General features: G+C 41.3%; 7 protein-coding genes. All 7 read right to left on the bottom strand.

Translation table 11 applies throughout. The annotated features are described in order from the left end of the window. Nucleotides 1-44: 44 nt before the first annotated feature. The 7 genes from C4533_05480 to C4533_05450 all read right to left on the bottom strand — a co-directional run bounded on the left by C4533_05480 (nucleotide 45) and on the right by C4533_05450 (nucleotide 12531). A complete protein-coding gene (locus C4533_05480; GenBank protein ID RJP27932.1) occupies nucleotides 45-1379 on the bottom strand; it encodes an HD domain-containing protein in 1335 nt (444 codons plus the stop codon). Beyond that, complete coding sequence (locus C4533_05475; GenBank protein ID RJP27931.1) at nucleotides 1351-3300, bottom strand: hypothetical protein; 1950 nt, start codon at nucleotides 3298-3300, stop codon at nucleotides 1351-1353. The genes C4533_05480 and C4533_05475 overlap by 29 nt, the downstream gene beginning before the upstream one ends. A gap of 177 nt (nucleotides 3301-3477) precedes the next feature. Further along, entirely contained in the window at nucleotides 3478-5064 is a 1587-nt protein-coding gene (locus tag C4533_05470; protein RJP27930.1) for an FMN-binding glutamate synthase family protein, read from the bottom strand. Nucleotides 5065-5512: 448 nt separating this feature from the next. Further along, complete coding sequence (locus C4533_05465; protein ID RJP27929.1) at nucleotides 5513-6046, bottom strand: hypothetical protein; 534 nt, start codon at nucleotides 6044-6046, stop codon at nucleotides 5513-5515. Nucleotides 6047-6168: 122 nt separating this feature from the next. Then, complete coding sequence (locus C4533_05460; GenBank protein ID RJP27928.1) at nucleotides 6169-7611, bottom strand: glutamate synthase subunit beta; 1443 nt, start codon at nucleotides 7609-7611, stop codon at nucleotides 6169-6171. Next, nucleotides 7604-12145 carry a glutamate synthase large subunit gene (locus C4533_05455; protein RJP27927.1) on the bottom strand — a complete coding sequence of 1514 codons (4542 nt, stop codon included), beginning with the start codon at nucleotides 12143-12145 and terminating at the stop codon, nucleotides 7604-7606. Before C4533_05455 ends, C4533_05460 begins: the two co-directional genes overlap by 8 nt. Further along, complete coding sequence (locus tag C4533_05450; GenBank protein ID RJP27926.1) at nucleotides 12145-12531, bottom strand: hypothetical protein; 387 nt, start codon at nucleotides 12529-12531, stop codon at nucleotides 12145-12147. The genes C4533_05455 and C4533_05450 overlap by 1 nt, the downstream gene beginning before the upstream one ends. Between the last annotated feature and the right edge of the window lie 11 nt (nucleotides 12532-12542).

Below are 12542 nucleotides of genomic sequence, written 5' to 3'. Positions count from 1 at the left end.
GAATGGATAAATATTTCTGTGAACCGTGATCTGTGAACTATGGACTAAGACACATAATCCCTGGCTTCCGTCCAGGGATTAAGGCTGCGCTTTATCTCAAGCGATGAGTTCTCTTTCAGATCAATAAATTCTTTTCTATCTTTAGGGAAAACTACCTCTACTTTTGGCCTCCTGATATCGTCTTCATTCTGCTCCCGGACTACGGCAATCCTGCCATCGCTCAGGGAAACCACACAGCCTATATACCAAACACCCATTATTTTAAAAAATCTCTCTACAAGGCGCGGTTCAAAAGCAGTATTTTTATCCTTAATCATTATATTATAGACGTTTTCCGGCGAATAATCCTCTTTATATGTCCTTCTTGAAAATAAAGCATCATAAACATCGCATATAGAAACAATCAAAGAGGCTATATGGGGCCTGCGGGAATAGTTAACTCTGGGATAACCTGTCATATCGTACTTAAGATGGTGCTCAAAAGAAACAACTGCAGGCAGTATCCCCAGTGATTCTATATGTTCCAATAAAATTTCTGCGCCAAATATAGTATGGCTCTTTATTTTTGCAAATTCCTCATTGGTAAGCTTATCTGTTTTAGTAAGTATCCCGTGGGAGATATAGAGTTTGCCGATATCATGGAATAATCCGGACATCCCGATGTCCAGTATATCAGCCTTGCTAAAACCAAGCCTGGAGGCAAAGTACATTGCTATTGTCGCAACATTAATAAGGTGTATGTGCGTCTGAGGGTCATGCCGGCGTAAGGCTACAATCTTGAAAAATTCATTATGATAAACTGCCAGGTTCTCTAATATATTATTAAGCGCTAACTTTACCGCCAAGGCATCAAGCGCCTCTCCTTCAAGCATGGAAGAAAAAGACTTATGCGCCATATCAGCAGCCGAACCGTATATATTCATATAATCTACGGCCTTTATGCCTAACTCATCAACTTTGTCTTTACCAAGAACGGTGAGTTTCCCGATGACAATGTTCCTTATGCCTAAAGACCCGAAATCTAACCCCTGCTGGTCTATAGCAGTATCTTTTTTGGAAGCCAAAAATTCAATGAATTTCTCAAGTTCATCCTTCTGAACATTGCTCCCGAATGATATCCTTTCAATACCCAAGTTCTTTAAATAACCCACTGCCGGGCCTATAGCCTTGCTTAATCCAAATAGTATCTCTTTTTCAAAAGCCAGCTCTTCGCCAATAATGCCTATAACCAGTTCGCTTCTTCCTTCCAGCGCCTTAGCCAGGCTTAAATAGGCTTTATCCACAGAATCTCTAAATATCTTATGCTGGATCCCGTATAATTTAGCCAATTGCAAAGATGCCAGTAAATCTTTAAATGCCTTCTCTACCTGTTCTAACATTTAATTTCCTTAGGGTTTGAGCTGCCTTTTCTCTCAGCGCCTTATTCCAGAAAAATCTCCTGTTGCTTAGCCCGATAACGCTGTTGATTGCTTCTCTCAAAATAAGCTCATCAACAATCTGCAGGTTTTCAATAATAATATGATTTCTTATCCCAAATGGGCTGGGGATATCTAAAAGAATAGCTATTGCCTTTTTAAGGCTTTCAGATTCGTTAAGCAGCGCATATACAGCCCCTTTTTTCAAAGTAATATCCTGCCCTGATATCACATTTAAGAGGAATGCCTGGTCAATTATTTTATTATCCGCCATGGCCCTGAGAGCCTCAATTTTTAAGAATTGGTTGGGGGTGCTATAAATGGTCTTTAAGATATCCAAAACGAGATGGTGTTTTAGCCCTTTTAATGCCTCGGTTAACACAGCCATCATTTCAGTCTTATAAGCATTGTCTTGTATATTCTTATAAAAGATTGCGATATCTGAAGGAAAGAACCTGAGGAAGAGCTTAATGGCATTTTGATTTATTTGGCCATAGACGAACATCTTTTCTAAGTAAAAATGGGAATCCATGGATGTTACTTCCAGAGAATCAACTAATTTCTGCATCTGTAAAGAAATGCTGCCCTGCCAAAACATCGTCTCAACAAAGTTAGCTAATCTTTTTTCTAAATCCGAGAATTCTTTATAACCTCGGCTAAAGTTTTTCTTTTTAGCGTTGATTGCCTCAAGCACCGTGACCAACCAATCAAGATCCATGTCCTGCTTATCATGCTCGACTACCTGAGACAACCTATTGGCGACAATCTTTAATTTACCCATCTCCTCTTCCGTGCTAAAAATCGATACTAGCACAAAACGATAATTTACCTCTAATAGTTTCCTGTCGAAATAAATGCCTTCTTCATAAGTTATGTTTGTAAGCAAAATTTTGAGCGTGTTGTGAAAAATTTTAGAGGTACCCATCTCCGCCTCAGGGGCAGAGAGCAGCTCTTTTACCTTGTTCTTAACGGAAAGGCTGTCCTTAAGGTTGTCTTTTAATGCCTTGTCGTTAGCTAAATGGTTGCTTACATTATTATGCCTGCCTTCTACTATAAACCTGGAGAAAAGCTGGAAACTTAAAAGATCAAACTTATCGTCTTCAAGTATCTCTTCCGAAAAAAGACGGGCAAACTCACTGTCTTCAAGCTCTTTAAGCATGGCTTTCATCTTATCAAGCTGCTCATTATCCAGATTATGTTTATTATTCATAGCCCATTTGAATATCTCTTTTGAGCACTGATAAAATTTATCCCTTTGTGATTCCTTAAGATGCTTAAGGAAATCTTTTACGTCTGCTTGCAGCCGCTGGTCATCTAAGAAATCCTTACTGCTCAGTTTTCTTACGACAGTACCGAAGTTATCGGATAGGTCTGCTATCCTGTCCGAATCGTTATTAACAACGGCTTCCCTCAAGAAGCTGCCCCATAGGTCCTTAAGTTCGCTTCCTTGCTCGCTTAAAAATATGGAATAATCGAGTTCTTCGACTAGAAAATCAGGGAATTTTGCTTTATTAAAGATTGCCCTTATGTTACCTTGCTGGATCAAATCCCTGACAGGCATGGTTACCGTAGAGAGAAAATCAACCAATTCTTCCGTGGTAACATTATCTTTTATCTCGATGCTCTTAATCTTACGGTTATGGAATATTCTGGCTATTTCTTCATACAAAGGCTGGCTTTCTAAATGTTCGCTTCCGATAAACAGCGAGGAAGGAGTAAATCCGATTTTCAGGGGGGAGATTAAAGAAAACAAGGCATCCAGGCTGCCTTTAAACAAATCTACTGATTTAAGAAAATAAGGATGTTCCTTATTATACATAAAAGCATTATTAAGGACCATCCTGAGATTTCTAAGGAAATTATCTATGGCGGCATGCTTATCCATCTCAAGTATTTTACTACCATATAATCGAAATTTAAAGCCATAAATATTACATCTTGGGCTTGTGATTTGTGAGTTGAGATTTGTAATTTTATCGGCTGGCTTACCGATTAAATCTTGATAAAATTAAAGCGCCCTGTCAGTAAGACAAGGCGCTTTAATTTTGCTTCGCAAAGAAAATTATGCTAATATTTTCTCTGCTTCTTTCCTATAAGCATCCATAACATAAGGAATGCCGCTAACCTCTTCAGCTTCCTTTGTCAAACTCATTAAATCCTTCCTTGAGATCGTACTCAAGTTAAAGTTCCGCGAGCCTGCCATAAGCTGCTGAAGACCTACTTTTATACGTTGCGAGAAAGTGTAGATGGCAACTGCTCCTAACGGGATATCTTTCATATCATTGCCATATTTTTCGGAGAGCTCTTCATAACAGACAAAGATTTCCTCGGGGGTTTTTCCGAATTCAGACACCGTGGGCGGTAAAGTATTACCTTTAATCCATTCTGTTATGTTTTTCCCAACGAATCCGGGTATCATAAGCGCCCTTCCCATGCATACTGCTTTTACATAAGGAGCGCCCATTGCTATAGCCTTAAAGACATGGTCTTCTAAAGCGAATCCTCCGGCAATAGCTATATCCGGAACTCTCTTTTTCTTTTTAGCCAGCTTCTCGCAGAATTCATAAGCTAAAGCCTGCAGATAGAATGTAGGTATACCCCACTCCTGCATCATCCTCCATGGGCTCATACCTGTGCCGCCGGGGGCTCCATCGATAGTCAAAAGGTCGATTTTGGCCTGCGAAGAAAACTTTATTGCCTGGGCAAGCTCAACCATGGAATAAGCGCCTGTTTTTAATGTAACTCTCTTAAAACCTATATCCCTTAAACGCTTGACTTCCTTCATAAAGGCTTCCTCTGAAACAAATCCGAGGCGCGAATGCCTTTCAAACTCTTTGATTGCCCCGGCTTTAAAAGCTTCCTGATTCGCCTTTATCGTAGGATCAGGGGTGACTATATAACCTCTTTTCTTTAATTCTAACGCTCTTTCAAGGCTTTTAACTTTTATTTCACCGCCGATACACTTAGCACCCTGCCCCCATTTTAATTCAATGGTATCAAGCTTATGTTTTTTGTGTACATATTCAGCGACTCCAAGCCTTGTATCCTCAACGTTCATCTGCACTAGAATTTCGCCATAGCCGTCATGAAATCTCTTATAGACTTCTATTCTCCTGTCCATATCAGGGGCGCTTGCGACCTTTCCTTTGCTGTCTAACTCCAGTTTAGGGTCAATCCCGCAAACGTTCTCGCCGCATACAATTGTTACGCCTGAAATAGCAGCGCCAATCGCAAAATGCTCCCAATTTTTACGGGCGATTTCAGTTGAACCTAAAGCGCCGGTAAAAATAGGCGCCTTCATTTTTACTTTTTTATCCCAGCCGTATTCGGTCTGAGTATCTACTGCCGGGAATATTGCCGTATCAGGGCCTGCGCTAACACCCTTGGGTAAACCTTTTGCTCCCTGGGCATAGCCATGTATGTTAATATGTGAATAATCAACCGGGTAATCCTTATCGCCTCCGGCTGTTACCTCCCCAAAAGGCCCTGGATATATAACTTCCCTGCCTCTAAAAGAAGACTTGAAGACCTCGCAATTACCCCTGCATGACTCAAGACACCTTGAACATAATCCGGAACAAGGCACTACATTTTTGGAACGATTAAACGTTCTGCTGGCATCATTTCCGCCAGGAGTCCTTAGATTCATAGCTATTCTCCTTTCTCTGACTATATTATAGGCAGATGTTGCCTATATGTTATGCAACTAAGGCCAAAAAAATAAAAAAGACCTCCCTTTATATTTGCGGACGTCTTTGTCTTAGACCTAATAAAGCAACTTCGCTTCTTAAGGCCACTTCAAATACTTATAATGATATTATCTTAAAAAATTAAAGTGTCAAGGGATATTAGTTCACAGTTCGTATTGCGTATAGCGTAGTGCGTAAGGTGTCTTTATAACGATCTTAAGAACCTATTTCTTCTTATTCGTTTACCCGTTGACTAGTTGACTCGTTGAACCGAAGAAGCCTAGATTAACGAATAAACTATTAAACGAATCAACGATTAAACTATGCTTTTCTTGTGGCTTTGTGTCCTTGCGTCCTTGTGTCTTTGTGACTAGCTACTCTCCATATTCTATGAACCATGAACCAATATTATATCTCCACCTTATACTCGCACAAGTCTATGAAATCCATTCTTAGTCTGGCGGGTTCAGTTACAAAGAAAAACGGAGAATTGCCCCTTCCCTTAGTCGTAGCTTCCCAATGCACAGTCCCTTCGAGCATGGTAAAAACACAGGTATGGATATCATTGTGCTTGATATTTAACATAATGAAATCTTTAGCGGTTAATTTACCTGATTTAACCTTATTCTGAATGATATCATGCTTATACAAGCCTATCACAATATATAAAGGTTTTGACTTCCGGATATTATTAATAAGAATAAAATCTTCTTTATCCGGATGCGAAGCCAGCCTGATTTTACTGGAATTCAAACCAACGCAGATCAATTTATGCGGGCCATATTCCTCAGAGCAAGCGTATACCGTATCGACATAACCATGCCCGGGTTTGACATTTAACACCTTATTAGATGGCGAGAATGTCTTTATTAGTTTGCGGCGTTCTAGCAGCTTAAATAATTTGCGGCTTACTTTGACGGGTTTTAATTTAATAACAGGCATGAGTAAATTTTACATAAATATGGGGAAATGGCAAGGAATATTAGTTCATGGTTCATAGTTGATGGTTTATGGATATGGCATATTCTATGAACAATGAACTATGAACTAACCTCTAATTAGATCTAAATAATCGGCAACTCGCTCTGGCCCATTAAAAACTTATCTATACAATATGCAGCTCTTCTTCCTTCTGATATAGCCCATACAATCAACGATTGACCCCTGCGCATATCTCCGGCGCAAAAAATACCTTTAGATGAAGTCATATATTGACTATCGGTTTTGATATTCTGCCTCTCATCTAAAGCTAACCCCAGGCTTTTAACCAACCCGTTTTTTTCGGGGTGCAGAAACCCTAAAGCTAAAATAACAAGATCTGCTTCTATCTCAAAACTTGAGCCGGGGACTTCTTTCATTACATTGCAATGCCTGCTGTCTTTAGTAAATTCAACTTTAACACAGGATAATTTTCTTACCTTTTTGTCCTGCCCAATAAATTTCTTGGTAAGAATAGCCCACTTCCTTTCGCCTCCCTCCTGGTGGCTGGTAGATGTGCGCAATAACAAAGGATATTTTGGCCAGGGCATCTCTGAATCGCGGCAAGCCGGCGGCTCAGGCATAACCTCAATTTGTATTATGCAATTTGCTCCCTGCCTATTTGCCACGCCTACACAATCAGCCCCGGTGTCTCCTCCGCCAATGACGACTACGCGCTTACCTTTAGCAGAAATAACCTTAGAATCTTCAATTCTGTAACCCGCATTTACCCTATTTGCCTGTACCAGATAATCCATGGCAAAATATATACCCGATAACTCCCTTCCTTCTATATTCAGATCCCTGGGAACCCTGCTTCCGCAAGCCAGGCAAACAGCATCAAAATCTTTATTAATATATTTATTGTTATTCATGCTGCCTACATTTATACCGGTAATAAAAGTAACCCCCTCTTCCTGCAGTATTTTAATCCTGCGATCCAGTACGCTTTTATCCAATTTGAAGTCCGGTATGCCGTAACGCATTATCCCGCCGGCTTTATCGTCCTTTTCAAAGACAAAAACACTGTGCCCGGCCTGGTTTAACTGATCTGCGCAGGCAAGGCCGCTTGGTCCCGAACCAACAATAGCTACATTCTTACCTGTTCTTTTTCTGGGCGGATTGGGATTTACCAGGTTTTTTTTAAATCCATACTCGATAATTGCCAGTTCGTTATCGCGTATAGTTACGGGGTCATCGTTAATCCCCAAAACGCATGAATATTCACATGGCGCAGGGCAAATCCTCCCTGTTACTTCAGGCAGATTATTAGTAGCCCTCAATAAATTTAATGCCTTTTCCCAATGCCCGTGAAAAACCAAATCATTCCACTCCGGGATAAGATTGCCTATCGGGCAACCCCATTGGCAGAAAGGAACGCCGCAGTCCATACAACGGCTGGCTTGTTCCCGGGAAACATTTTCTTTTTTAGGCAAAGATACCTCGCGGTAATCTTTGACTCTTTCGCAGACCGGCCTGTATTCAAGACTTTTCCTGCCTACTTTTAGAAAACCTTTTATATCACCCATCGGATACCTCAAGCAAATTAAGTTTCTTCTCTATTACTTTTTCTTCTGTTATTATCCGCTTATATTCAATCGGCATTACCTTGATGAAATTTTTTGATTTCTTTTTAAAATCATCCATTATTCCCCTGGCAACCGGGCTCTGCGTATATCTGTAGTGGTTATTAAGCAGTTTTGATATTGTTTCAAGGTCATCCTGCCCCGGCGTCTCAAGCTCTACCATACTCATATTGCATTTATCCTTGAATTCAACATTATCATCGTAAATATATGCGATTCCTCCAGACATACCCGCAGCGAAATTCATCCCTGTCCTGCCCAATACGACAACAATGCCTCCGGTCATATACTCACAACCATGGTCGCCTACACCCTCAACAACAGCACTGAGCCCGGAATTCCTTATACAGAATCTTTCTCCGGCAATCCCTCTTATGTATGCCTGACCGTTTATTGCTCCGTAAAAAGTGGTATTTCCGATAATAATATTACTGCCGGCATCATAAGTTACAGTTCTATCCGGATAAATGATTATCTTTCCGCCAAAAATACCTTTGCCTACATAATCATTAGCCATGCCTTCAAGTTTAAAAGTAATACCTCTGGCAAGAAATGCCCCGAAACTTTGGCCGGCTGTACCTTTAAATGCGAAATTTATTGTATCTTCAGGCAATCCGGAATCGCCATAACGCTTACAAACCTGGCCGCTCAACATAGCTCCGGTAGTCCTGTTAAAATTATGGATCGGCAATTCAGCGGAAACCGGCTTCTGCCTGGTGAGTGCTTCTTCAGCGAGCTTTATCAGCTCTAAATCTAATATATTATCTATCCCGTGATCCTGCGCCATCGTACATCTTATCGAAGAGTCCATCTCTGTTTTTGGCTTATAGAGGATTTTCGATAGATCTATGCCTTTTGCTTTCCAGGGGATAATCCCCTTATCTGCCTCAAGCAATTCAGTCCTGCCTATCATTTCGTCAATCCTATATACGCCTAAACCGCTCATAATCTGGCGCAGCTCTTCAGCAACGAAAGTAAAATAATTAACCAGATATTCAGGCCTTCCGTTAAACCGCTTTTCCAGAATCTCATCCTGAGTAGCCACTCCTACCGAACAATTGTTCAGATGGCAATGCCTGAGCATAACACATCCTAAGACTATTAGCGCAGAAGTACAAAAACCAAATTCTTCAGCACCTAAAATAGCTGCGATAGCCAAATCTCTTCCTGTGCGCATCTGGCCATCAGTCTGAAGCCTGAGGCGGCTTCTTAAATCATTAAGCACCAATGTCTGATGTGTTTCAGAAAGGCCTAATTCCCACGGAAGGCCAGCATGCTTTATAGAACTTAGAGGAGACGCTCCTGTGCCTCCATCGCCTCCGGAAATGAGAATCATATCAGCATGTCCCTTAGCCACCCCTGCTGCAATTGTGCCTACTCCTATTTCTGAGACCAGCTTTACACTTATGCGGGCATTTGGATTAGCATTCTTCAAGTCGAATATTAATTGTGCCAGGTCTTCTATAGAATATATATCGTGATGAGGAGGAGGCGATATTAAAGTGACTCCCGGAGTGGTATAACGTGTCTTCGCAATTATTGCGCTGACCTTATGCCCTGGCAGCTGCCCTCCCTCTCCAGGCTTTGCACCCTGGGCAATCTTAATCTGTAATTCATCGGCATTAATCAGATAATTCGTCGTTACCCCAAACCTACCGGAAGCGACCTGTTTTATAGCGCTTCTGCGCGAATCCCCATCAGGCAGAGGAATAAATCTCACAGGGTCTTCTCCGCCTTCTCCGGTATTAGATTTCCCTTTGAGCCTGTTCATAGCTATTGCTATCGTTTCATGGGTGGAACGGCTTATAGAGCCGAAACTCATTGCTCCGGTAACAAAACGCCTAACAATCTCACTAACGGGCTCGACTTTCTCAATCGGCACTTGTGATGAAGCCTTAAACTTTAGCAGGCTCCGCAACGTACATGGATTAGCCGATTGATTGTTAATCAACTCCGTAAACTCCCGGTATTTGTTGACGTTATTTGTCCTTACTGCATCCTGTAAGGCAGCGATTGAATCCGGATTCCAAAGATGGAATTCACCGCCTTTTCTCCATTGATATTTACCCGGATTAGATAAATATGGTGCATTTATTTGCGGGCTACGGTATGCCTGAGCATGTCTTGTAATAACTTCTTTTTCTATCGTATTAAAATCCGCGCCCCCTATCCTGGATACTGTGCCCGGAAAGCATTTATCAATAACCTGGCGGCCTATACCCAATGCTTCGAAAATCTGGGCACCGCGATAGCTTTGCAGCGTCGAAATACCCATCTTTGAAAGGACCTTTAATATTCCTTTATCTACTGCTTTAATGTAATTAGATATGGCTTTCTCGGTATCAAGGTTAATCTCCTTTGCCAATATCATGCCTTCTATCGCCTTATAACATAAATAAGGATTAATGCAATCGGCTCCATACCCTAACAACAGGGCAAAATGGTGCACTTCTCTTGCCTCTGCGGTTTGTATGATTATACCTATCTGTGTACGTAAAGCTTTTCTTACTAAATGATGGTGGACTGCCCCTACAGCTAACAGGGCAGGCAATGCAGCATGCTGCCTGTCAACGCCTCTGTCACTCAGTATTAAAAAAGTATAGCCATCTTTTATAGCAGCTGCTGCCTCTGCGCATATCTTCTCCAGGATACTTCTAAAAGAGTTCTTATCATCTACATCAAATAGGATAGAAATGACTTTTGTCTTAAACCCTTTTTCTCTTATGTTTTTTATCTTGGCTAATTCCTCATCCCTTAATATCGGCTGTTCTACTTTTAATTTATGACAATGCCTGGGGCTTTCTTCCAGTAGATTCTTCTCAGGACCTACAAAACTCTGCAAGCTCATTACAAGCTCTTCACGGATTGGATCAATGGCCGGATTTGTAACCTGGGCAAATAATTGCTTGAAATAATCATAGAGCAGCTGAGCATTATTAGAAAGAACAGCATGCGGTGTATCATTACCCATAGAGCCTACCGGCTCCTGGGCAGTCTCAGCCATTGGCTTTACTATTATATTCAAATCTTCCCTGGAGAAAGAAAAGGCCTTCATCAGCTCTAAAACACTCTCCTGGTCTATTTCCTCTTTCTTTAACGACGGCTTTATCTTATTTAACTCGACGATATTATCCTTTAGCCACTTTCCATAAGGCTTGCTTTCGGATATCTCTTTTTTTATCTGTCTGTCTTCAATAATTTTTCCGGCTACTGTGTCTATAAACAGCATCTTGCCGGGCTCAAGCCTTCCCGAAGAGAGTACCTCTTTTGGCTTTATATCAAGCACGCCTACCTCTGAGGCCATAACAACAAAATCATTTTTTGTGACTATATATCTTGCCGGCCGCAGGCCGTTCCTGTCAAGTACGGCACCAATTCTGGTGCCATCAGTAAAAGCAATAGCCGCCGGGCCGTCCCATGGCTCCATAAAACAGGCATGGAATTTATAAAAATCCCTGTATTTTGCATCCATAAGCTTATCGTGCTCCCAAGCTGATGGAATAAGCATAAGCATGGCATGCGGCATAGACCTGCCGGACAAAACCAAAAGCTCAAAAACATTATCAATAGTAGCGGAATCGCTGACATCAGGCACGATAACAGGTAGCATCTTCTTAAGCAGGCTTTTGAATTCACTGCTTTTAAGCAAGCCTTCCCTGGCGCGCATCCAGTTTATATTGCCGCGCAGTGTATTTATTTCACCGTTATGCGCAAGGAACCTGAAAGGCTGGGAAAGGTCCCATGTAGGAAAGGTGTTAGTGCTGTACCTGGAATGGACAAGGCATAAAGAGCTTTTAAGCTTCTTGCTTTTGAGGTCTACGAAGAACTTGTCCATCTGACCCGGGGTCAACAATCCCTTATATGACAATGTACGGCAGGAAAGATTTGTTATATAAAAAAAGGTCTTTTGCTTGATACCGGAACCGCGTATCGCATTCTCGGTGAGTTTTCTAGTTATATATAATTTCCTCTCAAATACGATATCCTCATCTTTAGTTATCCCCTCTGGAGCGCCTATAAAAACCTGTTCTATCACCGGCTGTGTTTGCCTGGCGGTTTTGCCTATGCAAGAATTATCAACCGGCACTCTCCTCCATCCTAGAACAACCAGCTTCTGTCTCTTTGCTTCATTTTCTAGGACCTTTTTACAATAATTATAGTCGTTTTTCTCGGTCGGCAAAAAAATCATCCCGATGCCAAAGAATTGCCTATTGTTTATTTTTATCCGGCTTGCTTTCGCCTCCTCAAGCAGGAATTCCGTTGGCAGCTGTATCAATAAACCAGCGCCATCTCCTGTATCAGGGTCAGCGCCAGTCGCCCCACGGTGAGACAAACGCCTTAAAACTTCAAGCCCTTGGGATATTATCTCATTTGATTTCTCGCCTTTTACATTACATACAAACCCCACTCCGCAGGCATCGTGTTCAAACCTCGGGTCATATAAACCTTGCTCTTTTGGTAAATGCGCAAAACTCATTAATACCCTTTCAATTTTTCTACGATTATTCCCAGTTTTTTTATCTTTGACCGCATCGTATTGCGGTTAATGCCTAATATCCTGGCTGCCTTTAGCTGGTTGCCTTCGGTCCTCTCCAAGACGGCTTCGATCAACGGCTTCTCGATAACCTGGAGCACCGATTTATATAATACGCCTTTCTTTTCTCTGTATAAAGAGTTTTCAAGCTCAACTACCTTGCTTTCAAGAGTGGGGTTGCTTTCAATATTATTCAAATCTTTTTCCATAATCTGAAAAATATTCTCTTTTTTGGATATTTCAAACCTGAAGTTTCCTTTCTCGTTTATTAATTCGGAAAGTATGCTTTTGATTTTTTCCTCGTTATCGGCAATATATATTTTAATCATCTTATAATCCT

The organism is Candidatus Omnitrophota bacterium, assembly GCA_003598025.1.
GTDB lineage: Bacteria > Omnitrophota > Gorgyraeia > Gygaellales > Profunditerraquicolaceae > Profunditerraquicola.
This window is presented reverse-complemented; position numbering and strand designations above follow the sequence as displayed.

What these genes read in the sequence shown, in the direction of transcription:
- C4533_05480 (RJP27932.1), bottom strand. Translation starts at nt 1,379, where the DNA reads ATGTTAGAACAGGTAGAGAAGGCATTTAAAGATTTACTGGCATCTTTG.
- C4533_05475 (RJP27931.1), bottom strand. Translation starts at nt 3,300, where the DNA reads ATGGATAAGCATGCCGCCATAGATAATTTCCTTAGAAATCTCAGGATG.
- C4533_05470 (RJP27930.1), bottom strand. Translation starts at nt 5,064, where the DNA reads ATGAATCTAAGGACTCCTGGCGGAAATGATGCCAGCAGAACGTTTAAT.
- C4533_05465 (RJP27929.1), bottom strand. Translation starts at nt 6,046, where the DNA reads ATGCCTGTTATTAAATTAAAACCCGTCAAAGTAAGCCGCAAATTATTT.
- C4533_05460 (RJP27928.1), bottom strand. Translation starts at nt 7,611, where the DNA reads ATGGGTGATATAAAAGGTTTTCTAAAAGTAGGCAGGAAAAGTCTTGAA.
- C4533_05455 (RJP27927.1), bottom strand. Translation starts at nt 12,145, where the DNA reads ATGAGTTTTGCGCATTTACCAAAAGAGCAAGGTTTATATGACCCGAGG.
- C4533_05450 (RJP27926.1), bottom strand. Translation starts at nt 12,531, where the DNA reads ATGATTAAAATATATATTGCCGATAACGAGGAAAAAATCAAAAGCATA.